The organism is Pseudomonas sp. BIGb0558 (genome assembly GCF_024807515.1).
Lineage (GTDB): Bacteria > Pseudomonadota > Gammaproteobacteria > Pseudomonadales > Pseudomonadaceae > Aquipseudomonas > Aquipseudomonas yamanorum_A.
In genome coordinates this window covers 68,102-91,893 of sequence record NZ_JANUEW010000021.1, presented here as the reverse complement: position 1 = coordinate 91,893, position 23,792 = coordinate 68,102, and the positions used below count along the sequence as shown (strand labels likewise).

The window sequence follows — 23,792 nt, the reverse complement described above, 5'->3', positions numbered from 1 at the left end:
CACAAACATCGGTTGCATAACAGTGCTTTTCGTATTCCGTAACAATGATGTTTGCCGCTATTCTCGGCAAAACAGCAAAGGAGCGCTTGGCATGTTTGATATCCAGAACTACGGCAGCTTTATCGCCGCCATCCTGATCTTCCAGTTGATCCCTGGGCCGGGCACGTTTGCCATCCTGCACGCCACCGCCCGCAATGGCATCCGCGCCGGATTTGGGGCGGTGTTCGGCACCGTACTGGGCGATATGATCTTCATGCTGGCCGCCTCCGCGGGCCTCGCCGCGCTGATGAAGGCCAACCCGATGCTGTTCATGGCCCTGCAATGGGTGGGTGCTGCGTACCTGTGCTGGATGGGCCTGCAACTGCTGCTCACCCCGGTCAACCGTGATGCGGCCGGGCAGGAGCCGAAACGCTCCGGCTGGATCTACTTTCGCAAAGCCGTGGCCGTCAGCCTGACCAATCCCAAGGTGATCCTGTTTTTCGTGGCGTTTTTCCCGCTGTTCATTCGCCCCGATTCGCCCGGCAGTACCCTGGTGGCAATGATGGTGCATGTGACGCTGATCGGCTTTTTGTACCAGGCGTTGCTGGTGCTGGTGGGCAACGCGCTGGTGATTCGCCTGCGTACCTTTGCGCTGGCCCGTAAAATCGCGACCCGCGTGGCGGGCCTGGCATTGATCGGTTTCGGGATCAAGCTGGCCGCCAACAATCGTTAAAGGCTCAGCCGCCCTTCGATGCACAGCGCCACCGCGCCGCCGATCCAGATTTCCTCGCCGCTGTGCTCGACGTGGATTCGCCCGGCGCGGCCGATGGCGGTGCCCTGGCTGACTACATAGCGGCTCGGCGCCAGGCCTTCGCCCAGCAACCACTGGGCGACCCCAGCGTTCAGGCTGCCGGTGGCCGGGTCTTCCGGAGCGCCGTCGCCTGCGATAAAGGCACGCACTTCAAATTGCGCCTCGTCTCCATCCCGCCCAGGGCTCCAGGGGGCGATCACGCCCACGGCCAACCCCTGCAACTGCGAATAGTCCGGACGCAGCGCCAGTACCTGCTCACGATCCGCCAGCATCACTGCCAGCCAGCCCGCACCGTTGTCCACCCACTGGCTGCGCAAGATTGCCCCAGGCTCAAGGCCCAATCCACGCCGTACACGCTCCAGCAACTCGGCCTCCAGCGGGCCGGAGCGCAACAGCGGTGGCGCAATAAATGCCAGCGCATGGCCTTGGCGACGGATGCGCACCAGGCCGATTTCACATTCCTGGATAATCTCCTCGCCAGCCGGTTGGCCACCGGCCTGCAGCCAGGCATGGCAACTGCCCAGGGTCGGATGGCCGGCAAACGGCAATTCCTGCAGGGTGGTGAAGATTCTTACGCGGTAGTCGGCCCGTGGATCACGAGGCTTGAGCAGAAACGTGGTTTCACTGAGGTTGGTCCAGTTGGCGAAATCCGCCATTTGCTGGTCGCTCAGGCTATCGGCGCCCAGCACCACGGCCAGCGGATTGCCCTTGAGGGCCACGCTGCTGAAAACGTCCAGTTGTTTGAAGTCGAAAGAAGGCATGTTGGTCCTTATGCCGGGATGTTCAAGCCACGGATCACTGCCGGCCGGGCGACGAACCCGTCCAGCGCCCGCAGTACGTTCGGGAAATCGGTAATGCCCACCAGGTCGCCGGACTCATAGAAGCCAATCAGGTTGCGCACCCATGGGAAGGTGGCGATGTCGGCGATGCTGTACTCGTCACCCATGATCCAGGTGCGGCCCAGCAGGCGTTTTTCCAGCACCTCCAGCAGGCGACGGGATTCGGCGACGTAGCGGTCACGGGGGCGTTTATCCTCGTAGGCGGCGCCGGCAAATTTGTTGAAGAACCCCACCTGGCCGAACATCGGCCCGATACCGGCCATCTGGAACATCAGCCACTGGATCGTCTCGTAGCGCATCGCCGGGTCTTCGGGCAGCAATTCGCCACTCTTCTCGGCAAGGTAGATCAGGATCGCGCCCGACTCGAACAAGCCCAGCGCCTGGCCGCCCGGCCCATTTGGGTCGATGATCGCCGGGATCTTGTTGTTGGGGTTCAGCGAAAGGAATTCGGCGCTGAGCTGGTCCTGGGTCTCGAAGCTGACCTTGTGCGCCTCGTAAGGCAGCCCCAGTTCCTCCAGCATGATCGACACCTTGACCCCGTTGGGCGTTGGCAACGAGTAGAGCTGCAGGCGCTCGGGATGCCGGGCCGGCCATTTGGCGGTGATGGGGAAGTCTGAAAGTGAGTTCATCGTGCGACTCCTGATAAAGGCCCTGAAAAAGTAGGAGAGTAGTGGTTCGGAGCCCATCGCGCACCCGTCTTAATTCAGCAACATCGGCGAGTTAACCTCCTGCAAACGGCAAGGATGCCGCCCCATTTCCCCCGCGAAACGAACCAAACTGCCTGGGCGCACTCTCAAAGAGCGCCCGATGGCTGGGCCCGTTCGCCCTGATTCCTTGCACCGAGACTTAGAACCATCATGACCATCAAGCCTCTGTGCCTTGCGAAACGCCTTAAACGCTATTCCTACATCCTGCTGCCCGTATTACTGGCAGGCACCGCAATCGACCTTACCCTCGAGTCCAGAATCAGCCGTGCCCAGCCGGTAGACGGCGTACAGACGCTGGTCTTCCTGCGCCACGGTGAGAAACCCGCCGGAGGCCTCGGCCAGCTCAACTGCCAGGGCCTGAACCGCGCCATGAACCTGGCCACCGTCCTGCCGGAAAAATTCGGCAAGGCCAACTTCGTATTCGCGCCCAACCCGACCCGCAATGTCGAGGAAGGCGAGAAAGACAACTCCTACAGCTACATCCGCCCCTTGATGACCATCAGCCCCAGTGCCATCAAGCTCGGGTTGCCGGTGAACATCAAGTTCTCGGCCAATGACACCAGCGCCCTCGCGGACGAACTGGTGGAAGACAAGTACCACAATGCCGTGATCTACACCGCCTGGTCCCACGGCTACCTGCCGGACCTGATCAACAAGGTGGCGAGTGAAGCCGTGGGTGAAAAACACGTGATTACCGACGATTGGTCCGGCAGCGATTTCGATACCTTGTATGTGCTGACCCTGACCTGGCACAACGGCAAGGCCAGCCTGCTCAGCCGCAATTACAAGCAAGGGCTGGATAATGGCGAGCAGACCTGCCCTGCTGCAACACAGGTGAGTGCGGAGATCTGAGTTCCACAGCGTATGATGCTGTGCTATTGACTCACCTGCGGATCACCTACATGTCCAACCTCTCCTCCACCCAGCCCGCCCGGGGCTGGTCCTTCTGGTGGAAACCAGCGCTGTTCCTGCTGGTGGCCTGCATCGGCCTCTACTACGTGAAATGGTCGCCGTACTACGCCAAGGCGTTTATCGCAGCGGACAACCACAGCATCGGCGCCTCGATTCTCAACGACCAGCAAAGCTCACCACTGGCCGCCGCACTGGCCTATGCCCAGGTGTATTTCCTGGCGATCTGGAAGGCTGCGGTGTTGGCGGTCATTCTCGGTTCATTGCTGCAAGTACTGATTCCGCGGGACTGGCTGTTGCGCCTGTTCGGCCGCGCCGGGCTGGGTTCTACCCTGCGTGGTGGCTTGTTCGCCTTGCCGGGGATGATGTGCAGTTGCTGCGCGGCGCCAGTAGCCGCCGGCATGCGTCGGCAAAAGGTGTCGGTAGGCGCGGCGCTGGCGTTCTGGATCGCCAACCCGGTGCTGAACCCGGCGACGCTGGTGTTCATGGGCTTTGTGCTCGGCTGGGGCTTTACCGCGTTGCGGCTGGTGGCCGGGATCGTGCTGGTGGTGGGCGTGTCACTGGTGGCGCAGCGCATCGCACGCCCGGAACAGGTGCCCGAAGCCGCGCTGGACGCCGTGGCCCAGGCCAGCCTTACCGAGACCGAACCGTTCCTTGCCCGCTGGCTGCGCACCTTGTGGCAGCTGTTCTGGAGCACCATCCCGGTGTACATCCTGGCGGTGCTGATCCTCGGCGCGGCGCGGGTCTGGCTGTTTCCCCACGTGGACGGCGCCATGGCCAACAGCCTGGTGTGGCTGGTGCCGCTGGCGATTGTCGGTACGTTGTTCGTGATTCCGACCGCCGCCGAAATCCCCATCGTGCAGACCATGATGACCCTCGGCATGGGCACAGGCCCGGCCGTGGCCTTGCTGATGACCCTGCCGAGCGTGAGCCTGCCGTCGCTGCTGATGCTGCGCAAGGATTTCGATGCGCGGGTGCTGGTGACCGTGGCCGGGCTGACCATGCTGATGGGCGTGGTGTGCGGGTTGATCGGGGCGTTTATCCTTTAGTTGTTGGGTGAATTTGAGGGCCCCATCGCGGGCAAGCCCGCTCCCACAGGTGACCGCGTTTATTGTGCGGGACCGCGCTCAAAATGTGGGAGCGGGCTTGCCCGCGATGGGTTCAACCCATTATTCCCGCCGAACAGCCCTCTCCCGCAAATACTCCACCACCGCTCTTTGTTCTCCAGAAAACTCGATACGTGCGCCTTTGCTTTCGCGCTGGAACGCGTACATCGGGTCGTAATACTCCCGCAACAACCCTTCAATCCAGCCCCGGTGCAAGTCCACCGCGCCGTTGCGGGCCTGCTCAGCCAAGGCGTCCTGCATGATGGCGTGGAGCCGCGCAAACCGCTCGCCGCCCAGGCGCTTGTGGATGTTGCCCAGGCTCTGGGTCAGGCGCTCGGCAAACAGGGCTTGCCCGGTGTCGCCAAACACGGCGACAAACTCGGCGCAGAGGTCGACCACGTAATCCTTCAGGATGCGCTCCACCCGGCCTTCAACACTGTCTTCCAGCCAGACCATCGGGAAGCCCTGCATGCCCTTGTGCAAGGGCAACGGCAACGCACAACTGCCGATCATGCGGCTCTCATCCTCGACCACGAACTGCTCGATACCGGCGGTACGCTTCTTCAGCAGGTCCACCGCCAGGCGGTTTTCGAAGTCGATGTTGGAGGGTTGCGCGGTCGCGCGCTTGCCGAAGCTGGAGCCGCGATGGTTGGCGTGGCCTTCCAGGTCCAGGGCGTTGCTTAATTGGGCGAGCACTTCGGTCTTGCCGGTGCCGGTCATGCCGCCCAGCAACACGAAATCGCATTGCGCCGTGGCCTGTTCCACCGTGTCCAGCAGGAAGGTTCGCATGGCCTTGTAGCCGCCGCCGACCCGTGGGTAGTCGATACCCGCCTCGGTTTTCAGCCATTGCTGCACGATCTGCGAACGCAGGCCGCCGCGAAAGCAGTACAGCACGCCATCAGGATTGGCCTGGGCAAAACGTGCCCAGTGCTCGATACGTTCGGCCTTGATCGCCCCGGACACCAACTCGTGGCCAAGGACGATGGCCGCCTGCTGGCCCTGCTGCTTGTAACAGGTGCCCACCCGTTGGCGCTCGTCGTCGGTCATCAACGGCAGGTTGATCACCCCGGGAAACGCGCCCTTGATGAACTCGATCGGCGCACGGGTATCCATCATCGGCCGGTCGTTGAGAAAGATGTCGCGGTAATCGGTGATGTCGATGGGCATCAGAACACCTCTACCGCGTTGGTCTGTCGCTCAACCAGTTCGCCGATCGGCTCAAGGTTCAGGCCCAGTTCCGCCGCCACGGCGAGGAATTCGGCATTGCCTTCGGGGGTGACCGCCACCAGCAGGCCGCCGCTGGTTTGCGGGTCGCACAGCACGCGCTTGTGCAGTTCGTTCAGGCGCCCCAGTTTGCTGGCGTAGCTGTCGAAATTGCGCAAGGTACCGCCGGGCACGCAGCCTTGGTCCAGGTAGTACTCGACCCCGGGCAGGCGTGGGACTTTTTCGTATTCGATGCGGGCCGTCAGGTTGCTGCCGTCGGCCATTTCCACCAGGTGACCCAACAGACCGAAACCAGTGACATCGGTCATGGCCGTGACACCGGCCAGCTTGCCAAAACGGCTGCCGGGTTTGTTGAGGGTGCACATCCAGTCACGGGCCAGGCCCACATCCGCCTCCCGCAGCTTGCCCTTCTTTTCGGCAGTGGTGAGGATGCCGATGCCCAGGGGTTTGGTCAGGTACAGCTGGCACCCGGCGGTGGCGGTGTCGTTGCGCTTCATGTGGCGTTTTTCTACCAGCCCGGTAACGGCCAGGCCGAAGATCGGCTCGGGGGCGTCGATGGAGTGGCCGCCGGCCAGGGGAATCCCGGCCGCGTCACACACCGAGCGACCGCCGCGAATCACTTCCCGGGCAATCTCCGGGGCCAGCACGTTGACCGGCCAGCCGAGAATCGCGATGGCCATCAACGGATCGCCGCCCATGGCGTAGATATCGCTGATGGCGTTGGTGGCAGCAATGCGGCCGAAGTCGAAGGGGTCATCGACAATCGGCATGAAAAAGTCGGTGGTGGAGACCACGCCGCGCTCCTCGTCGATGGCATACACCGCCGCGTCGTCGCGCGAAGCGTTGCCTACCCACAGCTTGGGGTCGAGGTTCTGTGCGCCGCTGCCGGCGAGTATCACTTCCAGTACCTGAGGTGAGATCTTGCAACCGCAACCAGCACCGTGGCTGTACTGGGTCAGGCGAATCGGCTCGTTCATGGGTATCCCTCAAGGCGTCAAGTGGCCGGATTCTAACAGACAGCAAAAGGCCGACTGCATGCAGTCGGCCTTTATGTTCAGCCCTTAGTGTTTGGCAGCAAGCCGTTTATGCCGGTTGCGTCGCATCATGTTCAGGCACTCGATGGCCGCCGAGAACGCCATGGCCGCATACACATAGCCTTTTGGCACATGGGCGCCGAAACCTTCGGCGATCAGCGTCATACCGATCATGATGAGGAAGCCCAGGGCCAACATCACAATCGTCGGGTTGTCGTTGATGAACTTGGCCAACGGCTCGGCCGCCACCAGCATCACGATCACCGAGACCACCACGGCAATGATCATGATCGGCAAGTGCTCGGTCATGCCCACGGCGGTGATGATGCTGTCGATGGAAAACACCATGTCCAGCAGCAGGATCTGGCCAATCGCCGAAGCGAAGCCCAGGGTCACGCTCGGCGCACCGGTGTCCACATGCTCCTTTTCAGGGTCCATGCTGTGATGGATTTCAGTGGTTGCCTTCCACACCAGGAACAGGCCACCGGCGATCAGGATCATGTCCTTCCAGGAGAACGACTGCCCCAGGATGTCGATGACCGGCTCGGTCAACTGCACGATGAAGGCGATGGTGCTCAACAGGCCCAGACGCAGGATCAATGCCATGCTGATACCAATGCGACGGGCCTTGGCCCGGTGCTTCAGCGGCAACTTGTTGGTGAGAATCGAGATAAAGATCAGATTGTCGATCCCCAGCACGATCTCCATGACGATCAGGGTGGCCAGTGCGATCCACGCCGTTGGGCTGGCGGCCAGTTGTAAAAGGTAATCCATAGGTCAGTCCTGGTGTGAGGTGCGGGTATTAGGTTTCTTGGGAAGTGGACTCAGGCTTCCTGTCTTCCTGGTCCTCCTTGTCCTGCTTGCCTTGCGGGGGTGCGATCAAGCCCTTTGTCGCATCGCTCAATGCCTGCTCCGCAGCCTGGTGGGTGTCGTCGATCACTTGCTTGGCCGATTCGGTGGCTTTACCCAGCAGTTGTTGTGCACTTTTCTCGGCTTGGTCACAACCACCGAGCATGACTAATGAAAGCGCAAGCAACGCGGTTGCGCCCAGGGAATTGAGTTTCATGATGCGTTCCTCGTTAGAACCTTCGGGTCCAAGTAGTGGCCCCTCGATAGCGACGCATTCTATGCAGGTGAACACTTCAGGAAAATTCGTATTTTTTTCGTTTATACTTCGGTTTTCACGAAGTGTTGGCCGCCATGCTCAATTATCGACAACTGCACTACTTCTGGGTCGTCGCCAAGACCGGCAGCATCGTGCGCGCCTGCGAGCAGTTGAACCTCACGCCGCAGACCATCAGCGGGCAGATCAGCCTGCTGGAGCAAACCTTCGGCGTGGCGTTGTTTCAAAAGGTCGGCCGCCAGTTGGAGTTGACCGAAGCCGGGCGCCAGGCGCTGCCCTATGCCGAGCAAATGTTCCAGCTGGGCAATGAGCTTGAAGCCATGTTGCGCACCCAACCCAACGAGCAGCAGATCCTGTTCCGGGTCGGCGTGGCGGACGTGGTGCCCAAGTCCATCGTCTACCGGCTGATTGCGCCGACCATGGAATTGAGCGAGCCGATCCGCATCACCTGCCGTGAAGACAAACTCGAGCGTTTGCTGGCAGACCTGGCGATCCAGCGCCTCGACCTGGTGATCTCCGACAGCCCGATGCCCACACACCTGGACATCAAGGGCTACAGCCAGAAGCTGGGGGAATGCGGGATCAGTTTTTTCGCGACCCAGGCATTGGCGGACCAGCATCGCGGCGATTTCCCACAGTGTTTGCAGGGCGCGCCGCTGTTGATTCCCGGGGCAGAGACAGTGGTGCGCAGCCGTTTGCTGCGCTGGTTTGCCGAGCAGCAGATCCAGCCACGGATTGTCGGCGAGTTTGACGACAGCGCCTTGATGCAGGCCTTCGGCCAATCCGGCAGCGGGATTTTTATCGCGCCCAGCGTGATTGCCGACGAGGTGGAACGCCAGTATGGCGTGGCACTGATCGGCCAGACGGACGCGGTGACCGAGTCGTTTTATGCGATTTCGGTGGAGCGCAAGGTCAAGCACCCCGGCATCGTGGCGATTACCGAAGGTGCAAGACGGGAGCTGTTCACTTCCCTGCCCTGATAACTCAGGCGCAGACGGCGCGGGTCTTGGCAGTCATCAGCCACAGCGCCAGCAGGATCGACAGCAGGATAAAACCGGCGGCGGCAAACCCGAGGCTGCCCAGGCCCAGAGTGTCGATCACATGCCCACCCACCAGCGCCCCCAGGCCAATCCCCAGGTTGGCCCCGGCGATGTTCAGCGAGGCGGCAAACGCAGGCGCATGGGGCGCAGCTTTCATCAGCCGCACATGGCTGACCAGGAACAGCGCCGCCTGGGTCACGCCCCAAACGGCCATTGCCGCCGCCAGCCCGACGGTGGAGTGAATGGCCGGGACCAGCGCCACCATGCCGGCGATCATGAACCCGCAGAACAGCATCGAGGCGATCAGCGGATGACGGTCGACCATGCGCCCGCCCAATGAATTGCCGATCAGGCCCACGGCGCCAAAGCCCATCAGGCACCAGCCCACCACCGTCCCGTCAAAACCCGCCAGGCGTTCGAGGATATCGGCCAGGTAGGTGTAGGCGGTGAACATGCCGCTGAACACCAAGATCGACAGCAGGATATGCCCTTGCATCAGCGGACTGCGCAAAATCTTGAACTGCGAGCGCAGGCTGACCTGGTCGTTCTTCGCGCGGGTCTTCGGCAGGTAGATAAACAGCAGCAGGGCCTTGGCAAACGCCACCACCGCGAGAATGCCAAACGCGGTGCGCCAGCCGAACATATCGGAAATCAGCGTGCCCACCGGGATGCCGAAAACCGTGGCACACACGATGCCGAAACCGATCTTTTCAATCGCGCGGCCGGCGAAGTCCGGTCCGACAATGTCCACCGCGGTCTCGCTGGCCAAGGCCCAGAACACCGGCAAGCCCAGCGCCGGGATCAGGCGGGCCAGGGACATGACCCAGATGTTCGGCGCCAGTGCCGCCAAGGTGTTGGCCAGGCCGAACATGATCAGGATCGTGATGAACAGCCGCTTGCGCTCGAACCGCGCGAAATACGCGGTCAGGAATGGGCCGAACGCCGCCACCGTGAAGGCGAACAACGTCACCAGCAACCCGGCCTGGGACACGCTTACGTCGAGGTCCCGGGCGATGGAAGGCAACAGGCCGACGATGATGAATTCTGTGGTCAGCACGGTAAAACCGGCGGCTGACAGCAGCAGGATCGGAAACAACATTAAAAACTCCAGAAAACAGCAACATCAACGAAAGCCCGGAAGGCCCGCTGATAAAGAAGAAATAAGAGGATGGGCAATGTTAACAGAATGTGTCGCAGCGTGGCGACGGAACGCCGCACCCGGATTAGACATTTCCTACAGATGCTAGACTCCGCCCCTGCCAGATTCACGCTGCCTTAGCTGCATCTAATTAGAAAAAACCAGAGACAACCCTTTTATGACTGCTGCCCCTTCCCTCTTTCAACGACTGATGTCGGTCACCCTGGTCACCCAAATTGTCATCGGCCTGGTCGCCGGCATTCTATTGGCCCTTCTGTTACCCGACGTCGCACAAGCCACCGGTTTTATCGGCAAGGTCTTCGTCTCGGCGCTCAAGGCCGTCGCGCCGATCCTGGTGTTTGTGCTGGTGATGGCCTCGATTGCCAACCACAAGCACGGCCAGGAAACCCATATCCGGCCGATCCTGTTCCTGTACCTGCTGGGCACCTTTGCCGCCGCCGTGGTCGCAGTGATCGCCAGCACGCTGTTCCCCTCCTCGCTGGTGCTGGCCACCCACGATGTGGCCGTCAGCGCCCCCGGCGGCATCGGTGAAGTGATGCAAAGCCTGTTGCTCAGTGTGGTGGACAACCCGGTCAGCGCGCTGATGAATGCCAATTTCATCGGCATCCTGGCCTGGGCCATCGGCATGGGCATAGCGATTCGCCATGCCAGCGACACCACCCGCACGGTACTGGGCGACCTGTCCAACGGCGTCACGCTGATCGTGCGCATGGTGATCCGCTTCGCACCCCTGGGGATCTTCGGCCTGGTGGCTTCGACCCTCGCCACCTCCGGCTTCGGCGCCTTGCTGGGCTACGCGCACCTGCTGCTGGTGTTGATCGGCTGCATGCTGTTCGTGGCGCTGGTGATCAACCCGGCCATCGTGTACTGGAAACTGCGCCGCAACCCTTACCCGCTGGTGCTGATGTGCCTGCGGGAAAGCGGCATCACCGCGTTTTTCACCCGCAGTTCGGCGGCCAACATCCCGGTCAACCTGGCATTGAGCAAGCGCCTGGGCCTGCATGAAGACACCTACTCGGTGTCGATCCCCCTGGGCGCCACCATCAATATGGCCGGCGCAGCCATCACCATCACCGTGCTGACCCTGGCCGCCGTGCACACCCTGGGCATCGCCGTGGACATCCCCACCGCCGTACTGCTCAGCGTGGTCGCGGCGGTGTGTGCCTGTGGCGCGTCGGGTGTGGCCGGTGGTTCGCTGCTGTTGATTCCGCTGGCGTGCAGCCTGTTCGGCATTCCCAGTGAAATCGCCATGCAGGTGGTGGCCGTGGGCTTCATCATCGGGGTGTTGCAGGACTCGGCGGAAACCGCGCTGAATTCGTCCACCGACGTGTTGTTCACCGCTGCCGCGTGCCTGGGCAAGGAAGAGCAAGCCGCGTAAACCTTACGCGCACAAAAAAGCCCGGGGCGGTTCGTGAATGAACCGCCCCGGGCTTTTTTTACGCCTTAAGGCTTAGAACGCGCCCATGTAGTCGCGCTTGCCCACTTCCACACCGTTGTGACGCAGCAAGGCGTAAGCAGTGGTGACGTGGAAGAAGAACTGCGGCAGGCCGTAGCTCAGCAGGTACGACTGGCCACTGAAGCGCTTCTCTTTCGGGGTGCCAGGGCGGGTGACGATTTCGATGCCTTCTTTACCGTCGACCTGGGCCGGGGTGATGGTGTCGATAAACGCCAGGACCTTGGCGATCAGCGCTTGCAGGTCGGCGAAGGTGACTTCTGTGTCGTCGTATTTCGGGACTTCGATTTCAGCCAGGCGGGCAGAAACGCCTTTGGCGAAGTCGACGGCGATCTGCACCTGGCGCACCAGCGGGAACATATCCGGGTACAGGCGTGCTTGCAGGAAAGCGTTCGGGTCGATGTTCTTGGCGGTGGCGTGGGCTTCGGCCTTGTTCAGCACATCGCTCAGGGCGTTGAGCATTTGCTTGAAGACCGGGAGGGAAGCGGCGTACAGGGAAATAGTCATGACAGTCTCGACAGTTGTGGCAGGGTTTGAAACAGCGGCGATTATAGACATGCCGGCAGCCGGCGCCGCTTGTCTTTTATTTTTTCAGGATTAGGCTAGTGGGCTCACTGCATTAGGGAAAGCGCGATGACCACCGAGCACGACACGACTTCTGAAGAACCGCGCCTGAACAGCACGGAAATCCGCATCCTGGGCTGCCTGATCGAAAAACAGGCCACCAGCCCCGAAACCTACCCGTTGACCCTCAACGCGCTGGTGATCGCCTGCAACCAGAAAACCAGCCGCGAGCCGGTGATGAACCTGAGCCAGGGCCAGGTGGGCCAGAGCCTGCGGGCCTTGGAAGGTCGCGGTTTTACCCGGCTGGTGATGGGCAGCCGCGCCGATCGCTGGGAGCATCGGGTGGACAAGGCGCTGGAGTTGGTGCCGGCCCAGGTGATCCTCAGTGGCTTGCTGTTCCTGCGGGGGCCGCAGACGGTCAACGAACTGCTGACCCGCAGCGGGCGCATGCATGACTTTGAAGACGCCGAGCAGGTGGTGCATCAACTGGAACGCCTGATTGCCCGTGGGCTGGCGCTGCTGGTGCCGCGTCAGTCGGGGCAGCGGGAGGATCGGTACGTGCATGCCCTTGGGGACCCGGCGGATATCGAGGCGATCCTGGCGGCGCGTGGGAATCCGGTGGAGCGTGGTGTGGGAAGTGGCGTTTCGCTGGAGCGTATTGAAGAACTGGAAGCGCGGATTGCGGCGCTGGAAGAGCGCCTTTCCAGGTTGGAATAACCATTGTGGTGGGGGAGCTTGCTGTGGAGGGGGAGCTTGCTGTGGCGAGGGAGCTTGCTCCCGCTGGGTTGCGAAGCAGCCCCAAAAAACTGGGAGCGCTACGCACTCCAGCGGGAGCAAGCTCCCTCACCACAGCAAGCTCCCTCGCCACAGCAAGCCCCCCTCACCACAGCAAGCTCCCTGCCACAGCAAGCTCCCTCGCCACTAAATCAGCGGTGAGGCTCAGCTTCGGGCAAACGCTACCGCAGCCTGAAACTGCGCATCCGTCGGCCGCACGCCGGTGTACAGCACAAACTGCTCCAGCGCCTGGATGGCGATCACTTCCAGACCGGTAATCACCCGCTTGCCCTGGGCGCGACCACGCAAAATCAGTGGGGTTTCCGAGGGAATCGCCACCACGTCAAATACCGTCTCGGCCGTATCAATGGCGTCAGCATCAAACGCCAACTGATCCGCTTCCGCCCCTCCAGTCATGCCAATCGGCGTCACGTTGACCAGCATCTGCGGGCGCAAAGCCCCCAGCTCCGCCTGCCACTCATACCCCAGGCTCTGGGCCAGTGCCCGGCCCGCCGCTTCATTGCGCGCCACGATCACGCCATTGGCGTAGCCACCATCACGCAAGGCGCTGGCCACGGCCTTGGCCATGCCGCCGCTGCCGCGCAGGGCGAAGGTCGAATCCTTGGGCACTTCATGCTTCTTCAGCAGTTGCTCGATGGCGATGTAGTCAGTGTTGTAGGCCTTCAAATGCCCGTTGGTGTTGACGATGGTATTGATCGACGCAATGGCCCGCGCCGAATCGTCCAGCTCATCCACCAGGGCAATGCAGGCCTCCTTGAACGGCATCGACACGCCACACCCACGAATACCCAAGGCACGAATGCCACCGACGGCGCCCGGCAAGTCCTGGCTGCTGAAGGCCTTGTAGTAGAAATTCAGCCCCAGCTGTTCGTACAGGTGGTTATGAAAACGCAGGCCAAAATTCCCGGGGCGCGCCGACAGTGACATGCACAGTTGGGTGTCCTTGTTGGGGTTCATCTGCATCGGTAACTCCTTGAAGCCCTTCCAGAGGCGGTTTCGGATAGACGGATTACCCGCGCCGGCGGGTTGCCATGGATCATACGCATTGTGCCCGGCCGCTTGTGTAAGCGCGCCGATACAGACCTTACACAACCTTTACCTATCGGCTGTGCTGTTTTTCAGAAATACGCTGTCTTAAAAGTATCCCCGCGACAATCCTTGAGTCTATTGATTGCAGACCACAAGCGCAGGGGCTAACCGAGGAATGACCATGATTCGTAAAATCCCCAAGATCGCCTTGCTTATCGGCGCACTCGCTATAGCAGGACAAGCCTCCGCCCACGGTGGTGGTTGGGGTGCTCCACTTGCACTGGGTGCCGTTGTCGGTGCAGTGGTAGGCGGCTCGATCGTTGCCAGCCAGCAGCAGCCGGTCTACGTGCAACAGCCGGTGTATGTCCAGCCGCAGCCGGTGTATGCCGCTCCGCCGCCGGTCTACTACGCGCCGCCACCGCCTGTGTATGTGCAACAACAGGTTTATTACCGCCCGGCGCCGGTCTACTACGGCCCACCGCGCGGCTACTACGGCCCTCCACACGGTTACTACGGCCGCGGCTGGTAAGCATGAACTGACACACCTGAACAGGCTCCGCCCTAAAAGCGGGGCCTTTTTTTGGCCTGTTAGTCTGAATAAATCTCGCCAAGGTCGTTATAAGGACAATGGCTGTGGCCAAATCCCACATCATTGATCTCAATAGGCACTTGCCCGAACAGGGCTCGCGCTGTCATGTTTGTGTCTTGAACGGCTTCCACTATCACCATTGTCCAGTCAATAACAACAAGGACGACCGACCATGCCCACGCAAAACCCCCATCGCACCGCTGGCCTCTGCACGTCGAGCAAGGTCTATAGCGTGCTGACCGAGCTCAAGGCCCTGGAAGGCCATCGCAACGCCAAGTTCCTGTCCTTGCTGACGGAAAACCTGGTGCGCAAGGGCCTGCTCAGTGAGCAGGAAGTGGTGCACATGCTCGACCAGGTTGTCGACTGACCGATCGCTCGATAACAGTGATGTCGACTATCGAGCAGGTTAATTTTCCCTTAAGGCCCGCGCACCGTAATGTCACCTCCATAGCTTATCGGAGGTCGTCATGCCCACTATCCAAATCATGTCCGTTATCGGCAGTGCCGTTCCCGCCCCACTCCGGGAGTTGGGTTTGCTCGCCTGCTGGTACCTGGTACGCGATGGCGAAGCCATCAGTGGCCCGCTCACCTCGTTACCGGCCGCCCAGGCCCTGTCGGTCAAGATGGCTGATTGCTTTCATGCCTAAGGCAGTTGCACCCGCGGTTTGGTTTCGACAAACAGCGCCCAACTGGACATGAACAAGGCAGCGATCAGCGGCCCGATGACAAAACCGTTCAGGCCAAAGATCGACAACCCGCCCAGGGTTGAGATCAGGATCAGGTAATCCGGCATCCGGGTGTCCTTGCCCACCAGGATCGGCCGCAACACGTTGTCCACCAGCCCGATCACAAACACCCCGAACAGCCCCAGCACCACGCCTTGCCAGATCGACCCGCTGAGCAGGAAATACGCCGCCACCGGGGCCCACACAATCCCCGCGCCCACCGCCGGCAGCAGCGACAGAAACGCCATCAACACCGCCCAGAGCAGGGCACTGGGAATGTCCAGGAACCAGAAAATCAAACCACCCAACGCGCCTTGCGTGACCGCTACCAGCACGTTGCCCTTCACCGTGGCCCGCACCACCCGGTTGAATTTCAGTTGCAGGCGACGTTTTTGCGGTTCGGCCAGCGGCACCGCGGTACGTACCTTGCGCACCAGCTCCGGACCGTCCCGCAGCAGGAAGAACAGCAAGTACAGCATGATGAAAAAGCTCACCAGAAAATCAAACGTGCCCTGGCCGAAGCTGAAGGCCTGGGTCGCGAAAAACTGGCTGCCCTGCATCGCGCTCTTGACGATCTTCTCCCGCAGGCCTTCCAGGTTGCCCATGCCAAAGCGGTCCAGCAGGTGCTGGAAGTACGGCGGCAGGAAATTCTTGAACTGTTCGATATACCCGGCGACGTCGAGCTTGCCGCTCTCGACGTTCTTGTACAGCGTGGCGCCCTCCTGCACCAGCAAAGCGCTGGTGATGATCACCGGCAAAATCGCGATCACCAGGCACACCGTCAGGGTCGCCAGCGAGGTGAAGTTGCGGTTCCAGCCAAAACGTTGCTGGAAGCGCCGTTGCATCGGCGCAAAGATGATCCCCAGGATTACCGCCCAGAACACCGCGCCGTAGAACGGCAGCAGAATCCAGATAAACGCGATGGTCACCAGAGCGAGCAGCAACAACAGGGTTTTGAATTGCAGGTTGGTTTGATTCATGGCCGATCCATCTCAAAAACACAGGACACTCATGTGCACCTTGATGCTTAGTCCGCCACAAATCCTGCGAGTGCCCTATTTATTAGACCTGGATCAATAAACCGTGCTGCAGGCCCGGCTACCCTGCCGCCCTTTTGCGACCCGAACCCATGCCCCCCGTTATCGCCCCCGAACTGCTCGCCCCCGCCGGCACCCTGAAAAACATGCGGTATGCCTTTGCCTACGGCGCCGATGCCGTCTACGCCGGGCAACCGCGCTACAGCCTGCGGGTACGCAATAACGAGTTCGACCACGCCAACCTCGCCCTCGGCATCCAGGAAGCCCAGGCCCAGGGCAAGCGTTTCTACGTGGTGGTGAATATCGCGCCGCACAACGCCAAGCTGAAAACCTTCCTCAAGGACCTCGCCCCGGTGATCGCCATGGGCCCGGACGCGCTGATCATGTCCGACCCGGGCCTGATCATGCTGGTGCGCCGGCACTTCCCGCACATGCCGATCCACCTGTCGGTGCAGGCCAATACCGTGAACTGGGCCAGCGTCGAGTTCTGGCAGGCCCAGGGCATTTGCCGGATCATCCTGTCGCGGGAGCTGTCGCTGGAAGAGATCGAGGAAATTCGCCAGCACGTCCCCGCCATGGAGCTGGAAGTGTTTGTGCACGGCGCGCTGTGCATGGCCTATTCCGGGCGCTGCCTGCTGTCGGGCTACATGAACAAGCGCGATGCCAACCAGGGCACCTGCACCAACGCCTGCCGCTGGAAATACCAGGCCACTCCCGCCGTGGAAAATGCCACGGGCGACATCGTGCAGCAGTACGCGCCCGAACCGACCCTGGGCCTCGGCGCCCCCACCGACCAGGTGTTCCTGTTGCAGGAGGCCAACCGCCCTGATGAACAGATGCCCGCCTTCGAAGACGAGCACGGCACCTACATCATGAACGCCAAGGACCTGCGGGCGGTGCAGCACGTCGAGCGGCTGACGCGCATGGGCGTGCATTCGCTGAAGATCGAAGGCCGCACCAAATCCCACTTCTATTGCGCCCGCACCACCCAGGTGTACCGGCAGGCCATCGACGATGCTGTGGCCGGGCGTGACTTCGACCGCGGCCTGATGACCAACCTCGAATCCCTGGCCCAGCGCGGCTACACCGAAGGTTTCCTGCGCCGGCACGTGCACGATGAATACCAGAACTACCAGAACGGCAGCTCGATTTCCGAACGCCAGCAGTTCGTCGGCGAGCTGACCGGTGAGCGGCGCGGCGAGTTGGCCGAGGTCAAGGTAAAGAACCGGTTTGCCGTGGGCAATCACCTGGAACTCATGACCCCGGCGGGGAATTTCCACTTTGACCTGGCCACGCTGCACAACGCCAAGGGCGAGGCGATCGAGGTGGCGCCGGGCGACGGGCATACGGTGTATCTGCCGATCCCGGCGGAAATGGACCTGCGCTTTGGCCTTCTAATGCGCGACGTTTAATTTCGCCAAACACCTTAATGAGGTTGAGACAGCTTGCTGTGGAGAGGAAGTTTGCTGTGGCGAGGAGCTTGCTGTGGCGAGGGAGCTTGCTCCCGCTGGGCTGCGAAGCGGCCCCAAAACAGGCAAATGCGCTTCTTCCTGGAAAACCGCATCAGCCGGATCAGGGCCGCTTCGCGCCCCAGCGGGAGCAAGCTCCCTCGCCACAGCAAGCTCCCTACCACAGCAAGCTCCCCACCACAGTAGTCTCCCCACCACAGCAAGCTCCCTCGCCACAAAAAGCAGGGTGTGCGCGCAATAGGTTCATTAGCACAGTAGAATTGGCGGTTCTGCGTACCGCCATCCTGTCTTGAGCGGTCACCCTCTTTTTTACGGAGATCGCCTTGCGTCTGTTTCACACCTCCGACTGGCACCTTGGGCAAAACCTCCACGGCCAGGAACGCGACTTCGAACACGCCTGCTTCCTCGACTGGCTGCTGGGCCAGTTGGGCCTGCACCGCCCTGATGTGCTGCTGATCGCCGGCGATATCTTCGACACGGTCAACCCGCCGCTCAAGGCCCAGGAGCGCCTGTATGACTTCATCATCAGCGCCCACGAGCAAAACCCCGCGCTGACCATCGTGATGATCGCCGGCAACCACGATTCCGGTTCACGCATCGAACTGCCAGCGCCGCTGATGCGCCGTCTGCGCACCCACGCCCTGGGCCGGGTGCTGTGGCTGGATGACGGGCAACTGGATGTCGAACGCCTGCTGATTCCATTGCCCGGCGCCGACGGTGAAATCGCCGGCTGGTGCCTGGCCCTGCCCTTCCTGCGCCCGGCCGAAGTGACCGGCGCGCAACTGGGGGACGATTACCTGCGGGGCATCGGCCAGGTTCACGAATGGCTGATCGCCGCCGCCAACGCCAAGCGCCAGCCAGGCCAGGCGCTGGTTGCCATCAGCCATGCGCACATGGCCGGCGGCTCGGTGTCGGAAGACTCCGAGCGCAGCCTGATCATCGGCAATGCCGAGGCGCTGCCCGCCAGCCTGTTCGATGCCAGCGTCAGTTACGTGGCCCTCGGTCATTTGCACAAACCCCAGCGGGTGAATGGGGAGGAGCGGATTCGCTACTGCGGCTCGCCGATCCCGCTGTCATTTTCGGAAATCGGCTACCAGCATCAGATCCTCGACGTGCAGCTGGACGGCGAAACCCTGGTCAGCGTCGAATCACGGCTGATCCCCCGTTCGGTCAACCTGCAACGCCTGGAAGCCGCACCCCTGGCCGATATCCTCAAGCAACTGGCCGACTTGCCCGACATCGACCTGCTGGCCGAAACCCAGCGCCAGCCCTGGCTGGAAGTGCGGGTGCGCCTCGACGAGCCGCAACCCGACCTGCGCCAGCAAGTGGAAAATGCCCTGCAAGGCAAAGCCGTGCGCCTGGTGCGCATCGCCGCCGAATACGCCGGCAGCGGCAGCCGCGAAGACAGCCAGGAAGACCGCCTGATCGAGCTCGACCAGCTCACGCCCCAGGAATTGTTCAGCCGCGCCTGGCAGGAAAGCTACGGCAGTGAAGTGGACGAACAAACCTTGAAGGACTTCGCCGTGCTGCTCCAGGAAGTGCAACAGGAGGGCGAACAGCCATGAAGATCCTCGCCATTCGCCTGAAAAACCTCGCCTCGTTGGCGGGCCCGTTTGAAATCGACTTCACCGCCGAGCCCCTGGCCAGCGCCGGGTTGTTCGCGATTACCGGGCCCACCGGCGCCGGTAAAAGTACCTTGCTCGATGCCCTGTGCCTGGCGCTGTTTGGCGCCGTGCCGCGCCTGGGCGATACCGGCCAGGCAAAAATGCCGGATGCCGATACCGACATTTCCATCGGCGACCCGCGCACCCTGATTCGCCGGGGCACCGGTGGTGGTTACGCCGAGGTTGATTTTGTCGGCGTCAGCGGCCGCCGCTACCGCGCCCGCTGGGAAGCCAACCGCGCCCGGGACAAGGCCAGCGGCAAGCTGCAAAACAGCCGGCAAAGCCTGATCGACCTGGACAGCGAGCAACTGCTGGCCAGCCAGAAGACCGAATACAAAACCCAGCTGGAACTGGCCCTGGGCCTGAACTTCGAGCAGTTCACCCGCGCCGTGTTGCTGGCCCAAAGTGAGTTCAGCGCGTTCCTCAAGGCCAACGACAACGAGCGCAGCGAACTGCTGGAAAAGCTCACCGACACCGCGCTCTACACCCAGCTTGGCCGCCGCGCCTTCGACAAGGCCAAAGACGCCCGGGACGCCCACAAACACCTGCAAGACCAGGCCACCGGCTTTACCCCACTGGCCCCCGAAGCCCGCGCCGAACTTGACGCACAACTGGCCGCCGCCCAGCAGCAACTCAAGACCCAACAGGCGCAACTCAAGCAGCTTGAGCTGCAGCACACCTGGCTCAAGGAACTGCGGGAATGGCAGGAGCGCCAGCAAGGCGCAGCCGAACAGCTGCAACAGGCCCAGCAACACTGGGAAAGCCAGGGCCCGCAACGCCTGGACCTCAGCCGCCTGGAACAACTGGCGCCGCAACGTCACCACTTCGCCCGCCAGGCCGAACTGACCACACAGTTGCAGCCCCTCGCCGCACAGATCCAGCAGCACCTTGAGCAGCAAGCCGCGCTGCACACCCGCCAGACGCAACTGCAACAGCAGCAGACCGACGTGCACGCGGCCCTCGCCCAGGCCCTGAAACAACAAGCTGACGCCGTGCCCTTGCTGCGCCAGGCGTTCGAGGAGCAAACCACCCTCGCCCACCTGACCCGCGAGCTGGCCAGGCGCAGTGAAGAAAAACAGCTGGGCGAAGCCGCCTGTGTGGAAGGCCAGGCGACATTGACCGGCTTGCTCGACAAGCAAAAACTCGTCGCCGAACGCCTGAACCGGCTGGCCGCGGAGCTTGAGCGCAGCGCCGCGCTTGCGCCTTTGAGCGACGCCTGGAGCGCGTACCGCGACCGCTTGCAACAGTTGATGCTGATCGGCAACCGCCTGAATAAAGGTCAGGCTGAACTGCCGCAACTGGAAGAGCGCGCCACCCGCCTCGGTGAAAAGTGGACCGAGCAACGTGAAGCCCTGGACCTGCTGTACCACGAAGCCGGCGCCGAGCCTCATGCGGTGGCCGAGCAGATTCAATTGCTGGGCAGCCTGCTGCAGGACAATCGCAAGCAACATCGCGCGTTTGAAGACCTGGCGCGGCTGTGGGAAACCAGTCAAAAGCTGGACGTGCGCGCCAATGACCTTATTGCCAAGCAGCAGGCCGCCAAGCAACAACGTGAAGAGTTCAACCGAGTCGGCGTTCAAGCCAAGGCGGACCTTGCGGTAGCCGAACAAACCCTTTCGGTTATTCAGCAGTTGCTGGAACGTCAGCGACTGGCCCGTGATATCAACGTTCAAACGTTGCGCGAACAATTAGAGTCCGAGCAACCCTGCCCCGTGTGTGGAAGCATCGAACACCCTTATCACTCATCCGAAGTATTGCTCAGCAGCCTTGAGCGCCACGATGAGGATGAAGTGACCAATGCCCGCAAAGCCGTTGATGCACTAAAAGAAAAGATGGACGGGCTGCGCACGGAGCTGGGGGAGCTGATTGCCCAGCAAAAAGAGCTTTTGCGCCAACAACAAGATGTCGCGACAGAACAACAGGCCCTGGCTCCGAGCCTTGAAGCCCATCCGTTGTCAGCCTCGCTGTTCAACCAGGATGCAGCCAAACGAGATGCCTGGCTTGCCCAGCAACTGAGCCAGCTCAGCCAGAGCCTCAGCCAGGATGAACAACGCCAGGGCGCCCTGCTCAACCTGCAACAAAATGCCGGGCGCATGCAGCAGCAACTGCAAGCCGCCCAGGACGCCAGCCAACAGGCGCGCCAATTGCTGATCGACCAGCAGCGGGAACTGGCCAACGACCGCGAACGCCTGGACGAAGAACTCAACGCCTTCGCCAGCCTGTTGCCCACCGAGACCCTCGATGGCCTGCGCAGCGAGCCGGCGGCGACCTTCATGTTGCTCGACCAACAAGTCAGCCAGCGCCTGGAGCAGCTGGATAACCAGAAAGAACAACTGGCCGAACAGCTCCAGCGCCAGCAGGCCATCGACAAGGAAACGGACCGCCAGCAACATCGCCAGCAGCAACTGGAGACCTTGCAGAAACAGCTCGCCGAACAGAGCACCCTGCAACAGGCTGCCGAGGCAAAACTCGCCGGGCTGCTGGGGGAAAACTCCAGCGCCGAACACTGGCAACAGCAACTGGACCAGGCCGTCGAGCAGGCGCGGCAGCATGAGACCGAGGCCAACCAACAGTTGCAGGACACCCGCAACCAGTTGATCCAACTGGCCGCCGACCTCAAGTCACTGCAGGAGCGCCAACAGGCTCTGGACACCGAGCAACAGGCCCTCACTACGCGCCTCGGTGACTGGCGTGCCTTGCACCCGGAACTCGATGACCAAGGTCTGGCGCGCCTGGTGGCCTTCGATGAGCCGCAGGTGGCCGAACTGCGCCAGCAACTGCAACACAGCGAAAAAGCCGTCGAACAGGCCAAGGTACTGCTGCAGGAGCGCGAACAGCGGCTCAAGGATCACCAGGCACTGCACAACGGCAACCTCGACGCCGAGCAACTGGACAGCGCCCTGGCCGAACTCAACGCTGCGTTGGCCATTGGCGAAAAACACTGCGCCGAACTGCGCGCGCAACAAGCCGATGACCAGCGTCGCCAGGACGCCAACCAGGCGCTGGCGGCCGAAATCGCCAAGGCTTACGAAGAATGGCAACGCTGGGCACGCCTGAATGCGCTGATCGGCTCGGCCACCGGCGATACCTTCCGCAAGATCGCCCAGGCCTACAACCTCGACCTGCTGGTGCACCACGCCAACGTGCAACTGCGCCAACTGGTGCGCCGCTACCGCCTGAAACGCGGTGGCAGCATGCTGGGCCTGCTGGTGCTCGACACGGAAATGGGCGACGAACTGCGCTCGGTGCACTCGTTGTCCGGTGGCGAGACGTTCCTGGTCTCGCTGGCGCTGGCGTTGGGCCTGGCGTCAATGGCCTCCAGTACGTTGAAGATCGAATCGCTGTTTATCGACGAAGGCTTTGGCAGCCTCGATCCCGAATCGCTGCAACTGGCGATGGACGCCCTCGACGGCTTGCAGGCTCAGGGCCGCAAGGTGGCGGTGATTTCCCACGTGCAGGAAATGCACGAGCGGATTCCGGTGCAGATTCAGGTCAAGCGCCAGGGCAATGGCTTGAGCACCCTGGAGGTCAAGTGAGCCAGGCGGTGTTGTATTCGTTCCGCCGTTGCCCGTATGCGATGCGGGCGCGGATGGCCCTGCGGTATTGCGGGGTAGCGGTGCAGATTGTCGAGGTGAGCCTCAAGGCCAAGCCGGCTGAAATGCTTGCGCTGTCGCCCAAGGGCACGGTGCCGGTGCTGAGTGTGGATGGCCGGGTGATCGATGAGAGCCTTGCGATTATGCGCTGGGCGCTGGCACAGAACGATCCCGAGCGTTGGTTGCTGGCGGATGAGGCGGCGACGCAGGCGCTGATTGACGAGAATGATCAGGGCTTCAAACATCAATTGAATCGATACAAGTATGCCGAGCGTTATCCGGAGCAGCCGATGGAGGTTTATCGGGCGCAAGGTGAGGTGTTTTTGTTGAAGCTGGAGGGATTGCTGGCCGGGCGGGAGTATTTGCTGGCCGGGCATTTGAGCCTGGCGGATGTGGCACTGGTGCCGTTTATAAGGCAGTTTGCCCACGTGGATCGGGAATGGTTTGCCCGGGCGCCTTATCCGCGGTTGCAGGGGTGGTTGCGGCGGTTTCTGGAGTCGCCGCTGTTTGTCGCGGTGATGGCAAAACCTTGAGGTCAGAGCCAGCTTTTGTGGCGAGGGAGCTTGCTCCCGCTGGGTTGCGAAGCGACCCCAAAAATGGGACTGCTGCGCAGTCCAGCGGGAGCAAGCTCCCTCGCCACAACAAACCTGCTCTTAAAGAGTATTGCGCTCAGTTCTGGATTTTTTGGTCCAGGGCTGCGTAGAAGTTGGCGCTTTGTTGCAGGTATTTCTGGGTGTAGGCGCTGGTGCTGGATTTTTTGCTGCTGATCTCAACGCTGGCGCTGGCTGGCAACGCTACGGTGGCAGAAACAGCGGAAGCGGCGATGATCGAGAAGAGATTGAAGTTCATGTCGGTAACCCTTGTGTTCGGTTGGCTTGGTGGCCTGTGTTGGCCTTGGAACCAAACTTACGCCCGAGGGGTTAGCCTTAGAAATTCATTGAAA

24 protein-coding genes are annotated in these 23,792 nt (G+C 61.6%); 13 read left to right on the top strand and 11 right to left on the bottom strand.

Features of this window, described 5'->3' with window-relative positions:
• Window positions 1-91: 91 nt before the first annotated feature.
• The gene (locus tag M2400_RS22430) at window positions 92-712 is read left to right on the top strand and encodes a LysE family translocator (RefSeq protein ID WP_177076899.1); all 621 of its coding nucleotides are present in this window, start codon (window positions 92-94) and stop codon (window positions 710-712) included.
• Here M2400_RS22430 and M2400_RS22425 read toward each other — a convergent pair.
• Window positions 709-1,551, bottom strand: a complete 843-nt coding sequence (locus M2400_RS22425) for a PhzF family phenazine biosynthesis protein (RefSeq protein WP_177076897.1) — start codon at window positions 1,549-1,551, stop codon at window positions 709-711. The genes M2400_RS22430 and M2400_RS22425 overlap by 4 nt on opposite strands.
• Before the next feature lie 8 nt (window positions 1,552-1,559).
• Window positions 1,560-2,258, bottom strand: coding sequence for a glutathione S-transferase N-terminal domain-containing protein (locus M2400_RS22420; protein WP_010172284.1), 699 nt, complete (start codon window positions 2,256-2,258; stop codon window positions 1,560-1,562).
• 228 nt (window positions 2,259-2,486) lie between these two features.
• Here M2400_RS22420 and M2400_RS22415 point away from each other — a divergent pair, with 228 nt between their 5' ends.
• The gene (locus M2400_RS22415; RefSeq protein WP_177120198.1) at window positions 2,487-3,188 is read left to right on the top strand and encodes a histidine phosphatase family protein; all 702 of its coding nucleotides are present in this window, start codon (window positions 2,487-2,489) and stop codon (window positions 3,186-3,188) included.
• Window positions 3,189-3,238: 50 nt separating this feature from the next.
• Window positions 3,239-4,294, top strand: coding sequence for a permease (locus tag M2400_RS22410; protein ID WP_177042559.1), 1,056 nt, complete (start codon window positions 3,239-3,241; stop codon window positions 4,292-4,294).
• Window positions 4,295-4,414: 120 nt separating this feature from the next.
• Here the strand turns inward: M2400_RS22410 and mnmH are convergent, their stop codons facing one another.
• The 4 genes from mnmH to M2400_RS22390 all read right to left on the bottom strand — a co-directional run bounded on the left by mnmH (window position 4,415) and on the right by M2400_RS22390 (window position 7,675).
• A complete protein-coding gene (mnmH, locus tag M2400_RS22405) occupies window positions 4,415-5,518 on the bottom strand; it encodes a tRNA 2-selenouridine(34) synthase MnmH (protein WP_259198901.1) in 1,104 nt (367 codons plus the stop codon).
• A complete protein-coding gene (gene selD / locus M2400_RS22400; protein ID WP_177076891.1) occupies window positions 5,518-6,552 on the bottom strand; it encodes a selenide, water dikinase SelD in 1,035 nt (344 codons plus the stop codon). The genes mnmH and selD overlap by 1 nt, the downstream gene beginning before the upstream one ends.
• An 84-nt stretch (window positions 6,553-6,636) precedes the next feature.
• Window positions 6,637-7,383 carry a TerC family protein gene (locus tag M2400_RS22395; protein ID WP_010172304.1) on the bottom strand — a complete coding sequence of 249 codons (747 nt, stop codon included), beginning with the start codon at window positions 7,381-7,383 and terminating at the stop codon, window positions 6,637-6,639.
• Window positions 7,384-7,411: 28 nt separating this feature from the next.
• Window positions 7,412-7,675, bottom strand: coding sequence for a hypothetical protein (locus tag M2400_RS22390; protein ID WP_259198900.1), 264 nt, complete (start codon window positions 7,673-7,675; stop codon window positions 7,412-7,414).
• Window positions 7,676-7,809: 134 nt separating this feature from the next.
• On the opposite strand from M2400_RS22390, the gene nhaR reads away from it, so the two are divergent.
• Window positions 7,810-8,712, top strand: a complete 903-nt coding sequence (gene nhaR, locus M2400_RS22385) for a transcriptional activator NhaR (protein ID WP_177042563.1) — start codon at window positions 7,810-7,812, stop codon at window positions 8,710-8,712.
• Between the two features lie 4 nt (window positions 8,713-8,716).
• On the opposite strand, the gene M2400_RS22380 is transcribed toward nhaR, so the two are convergent.
• The gene (locus M2400_RS22380) at window positions 8,717-9,871 is read right to left on the bottom strand and encodes an MFS transporter (RefSeq protein ID WP_259198899.1); all 1,155 of its coding nucleotides are present in this window, start codon (window positions 9,869-9,871) and stop codon (window positions 8,717-8,719) included.
• A gap of 217 nt (window positions 9,872-10,088) precedes the next feature.
• Here M2400_RS22380 and sstT point away from each other — a divergent pair, with 217 nt between their 5' ends.
• The gene (sstT, locus tag M2400_RS22375) at window positions 10,089-11,309 is read left to right on the top strand and encodes a serine/threonine transporter SstT (RefSeq protein WP_259198898.1); all 1,221 of its coding nucleotides are present in this window, start codon (window positions 10,089-10,091) and stop codon (window positions 11,307-11,309) included.
• A 72-nt stretch (window positions 11,310-11,381) separates the two neighbouring features.
• On the opposite strand, the gene M2400_RS22370 is transcribed toward sstT, so the two are convergent.
• Window positions 11,382-11,891 (bottom strand): DUF1993 family protein, encoded by a 510-nt coding sequence (locus M2400_RS22370; protein WP_088423220.1) that lies wholly within the window; start codon window positions 11,889-11,891, stop codon window positions 11,382-11,384.
• 126 nt (window positions 11,892-12,017) lie between these two features.
• Between M2400_RS22370 and M2400_RS22365 the strand changes: the two genes are divergently transcribed.
• Entirely contained in the window at window positions 12,018-12,665 is a 648-nt protein-coding gene (locus M2400_RS22365) for a YceH family protein (RefSeq protein WP_259198897.1), read from the top strand.
• A gap of 222 nt (window positions 12,666-12,887) precedes the next feature.
• On the opposite strand, the gene M2400_RS22360 is transcribed toward M2400_RS22365, so the two are convergent.
• Window positions 12,888-13,706 carry a shikimate 5-dehydrogenase gene (locus M2400_RS22360; protein ID WP_259198896.1) on the bottom strand — a complete coding sequence of 273 codons (819 nt, stop codon included), beginning with the start codon at window positions 13,704-13,706 and terminating at the stop codon, window positions 12,888-12,890.
• Between the two features lie 241 nt (window positions 13,707-13,947).
• On the opposite strand from M2400_RS22360, the gene M2400_RS22355 reads away from it, so the two are divergent.
• From M2400_RS22355 to M2400_RS22345, 3 genes are all read left to right on the top strand, one after another.
• Window positions 13,948-14,301, top strand: coding sequence for a hypothetical protein (locus M2400_RS22355; protein WP_010172321.1), 354 nt, complete (start codon window positions 13,948-13,950; stop codon window positions 14,299-14,301).
• 232 nt (window positions 14,302-14,533) lie between these two features.
• A complete protein-coding gene (locus M2400_RS22350) occupies window positions 14,534-14,728 on the top strand; it encodes a hypothetical protein (RefSeq protein ID WP_003211226.1) in 195 nt (64 codons plus the stop codon).
• A 100-nt stretch (window positions 14,729-14,828) separates the two neighbouring features.
• On the top strand, window positions 14,829-15,008 hold the full coding sequence (locus tag M2400_RS22345) for a hypothetical protein (protein WP_134868689.1): 180 nt from the start codon (window positions 14,829-14,831) through the stop codon (window positions 15,006-15,008).
• Here M2400_RS22345 and M2400_RS22340 read toward each other — a convergent pair.
• Window positions 15,005-16,066, bottom strand: coding sequence for an AI-2E family transporter (locus M2400_RS22340; RefSeq protein ID WP_259198895.1), 1,062 nt, complete (start codon window positions 16,064-16,066; stop codon window positions 15,005-15,007). The genes M2400_RS22345 and M2400_RS22340 overlap by 4 nt on opposite strands.
• A 149-nt stretch (window positions 16,067-16,215) precedes the next feature.
• On the opposite strand from M2400_RS22340, the gene yegQ reads away from it, so the two are divergent.
• From yegQ to M2400_RS22320, 4 genes are all read left to right on the top strand, one after another.
• The gene (gene yegQ / locus M2400_RS22335) at window positions 16,216-17,535 is read left to right on the top strand and encodes a tRNA 5-hydroxyuridine modification protein YegQ (RefSeq protein WP_259198894.1); all 1,320 of its coding nucleotides are present in this window, start codon (window positions 16,216-16,218) and stop codon (window positions 17,533-17,535) included.
• 380 nt (window positions 17,536-17,915) lie between these two features.
• Window positions 17,916-19,157, top strand: a complete 1,242-nt coding sequence (locus tag M2400_RS22330) for an exonuclease SbcCD subunit D C-terminal domain-containing protein (RefSeq protein ID WP_259198893.1) — start codon at window positions 17,916-17,918, stop codon at window positions 19,155-19,157.
• Window positions 19,154-22,792 carry an AAA family ATPase gene (locus M2400_RS22325; RefSeq protein ID WP_259198892.1) on the top strand — a complete coding sequence of 1,213 codons (3,639 nt, stop codon included), beginning with the start codon at window positions 19,154-19,156 and terminating at the stop codon, window positions 22,790-22,792. The genes M2400_RS22330 and M2400_RS22325 overlap by 4 nt, the downstream gene beginning before the upstream one ends.
• Window positions 22,789-23,382 carry a glutathione S-transferase gene (locus M2400_RS22320; RefSeq protein ID WP_259198891.1) on the top strand — a complete coding sequence of 198 codons (594 nt, stop codon included), beginning with the start codon at window positions 22,789-22,791 and terminating at the stop codon, window positions 23,380-23,382. Before M2400_RS22325 ends, M2400_RS22320 begins: the two co-directional genes overlap by 4 nt.
• 136 nt (window positions 23,383-23,518) lie before the next feature.
• Here the strand turns inward: M2400_RS22320 and M2400_RS22315 are convergent, their stop codons facing one another.
• Window positions 23,519-23,698, bottom strand: coding sequence for a hypothetical protein (locus M2400_RS22315; RefSeq protein WP_259198890.1), 180 nt, complete (start codon window positions 23,696-23,698; stop codon window positions 23,519-23,521).
• Window positions 23,699-23,792 lie beyond the last annotated feature (94 nt).

Excerpts from the sequence above, each read along its gene's own strand:
- M2400_RS22345 (WP_134868689.1), top strand. The coding sequence starts at position 14,829 with ATGCCCACTATCCAAATCATGTCCGTTATCGGCAGTGCCGTTCCCGCC.
- M2400_RS22325 (WP_259198892.1), top strand. The coding sequence starts at position 19,154 with ATGAAGATCCTCGCCATTCGCCTGAAAAACCTCGCCTCGTTGGCGGGC.
- M2400_RS22350 (WP_003211226.1), top strand. The coding sequence starts at position 14,534 with ATGCCCACGCAAAACCCCCATCGCACCGCTGGCCTCTGCACGTCGAGC.
- M2400_RS22430 (WP_177076899.1), top strand. The coding sequence starts at position 92 with ATGTTTGATATCCAGAACTACGGCAGCTTTATCGCCGCCATCCTGATC.
- M2400_RS22340 (WP_259198895.1), bottom strand. The coding sequence starts at position 16,066 with ATGAATCAAACCAACCTGCAATTCAAAACCCTGTTGTTGCTGCTCGCT.
- selD (WP_177076891.1), bottom strand. The coding sequence starts at position 6,552 with ATGAACGAGCCGATTCGCCTGACCCAGTACAGCCACGGTGCTGGTTGC.
- M2400_RS22370 (WP_088423220.1), bottom strand. The coding sequence starts at position 11,891 with ATGACTATTTCCCTGTACGCCGCTTCCCTCCCGGTCTTCAAGCAAATG.
- M2400_RS22425 (WP_177076897.1), bottom strand. The coding sequence starts at position 1,551 with ATGCCTTCTTTCGACTTCAAACAACTGGACGTTTTCAGCAGCGTGGCC.
- mnmH (WP_259198901.1), bottom strand. The coding sequence starts at position 5,518 with ATGCCCATCGACATCACCGATTACCGCGACATCTTTCTCAACGACCGG.
- M2400_RS22420 (WP_010172284.1), bottom strand. The coding sequence starts at position 2,258 with ATGAACTCACTTTCAGACTTCCCCATCACCGCCAAATGGCCGGCCCGG.
- yegQ (WP_259198894.1), top strand. The coding sequence starts at position 16,216 with ATGCCCCCCGTTATCGCCCCCGAACTGCTCGCCCCCGCCGGCACCCTG.
- M2400_RS22360 (WP_259198896.1), bottom strand. The coding sequence starts at position 13,706 with ATGCAGATGAACCCCAACAAGGACACCCAACTGTGCATGTCACTGTCG.
- M2400_RS22390 (WP_259198900.1), bottom strand. The coding sequence starts at position 7,675 with ATGAAACTCAATTCCCTGGGCGCAACCGCGTTGCTTGCGCTTTCATTA.
- M2400_RS22355 (WP_010172321.1), top strand. The coding sequence starts at position 13,948 with ATGACCATGATTCGTAAAATCCCCAAGATCGCCTTGCTTATCGGCGCA.
- nhaR (WP_177042563.1), top strand. The coding sequence starts at position 7,810 with ATGCTCAATTATCGACAACTGCACTACTTCTGGGTCGTCGCCAAGACC.
- M2400_RS22415 (WP_177120198.1), top strand. The coding sequence starts at position 2,487 with ATGACCATCAAGCCTCTGTGCCTTGCGAAACGCCTTAAACGCTATTCC.
- M2400_RS22410 (WP_177042559.1), top strand. The coding sequence starts at position 3,239 with ATGTCCAACCTCTCCTCCACCCAGCCCGCCCGGGGCTGGTCCTTCTGG.
- M2400_RS22395 (WP_010172304.1), bottom strand. The coding sequence starts at position 7,383 with ATGGATTACCTTTTACAACTGGCCGCCAGCCCAACGGCGTGGATCGCA.
- sstT (WP_259198898.1), top strand. The coding sequence starts at position 10,089 with ATGACTGCTGCCCCTTCCCTCTTTCAACGACTGATGTCGGTCACCCTG.
- M2400_RS22380 (WP_259198899.1), bottom strand. The coding sequence starts at position 9,871 with ATGTTGTTTCCGATCCTGCTGCTGTCAGCCGCCGGTTTTACCGTGCTG.
- M2400_RS22315 (WP_259198890.1), bottom strand. The coding sequence starts at position 23,698 with ATGAACTTCAATCTCTTCTCGATCATCGCCGCTTCCGCTGTTTCTGCC.
- M2400_RS22365 (WP_259198897.1), top strand. The coding sequence starts at position 12,018 with ATGACCACCGAGCACGACACGACTTCTGAAGAACCGCGCCTGAACAGC.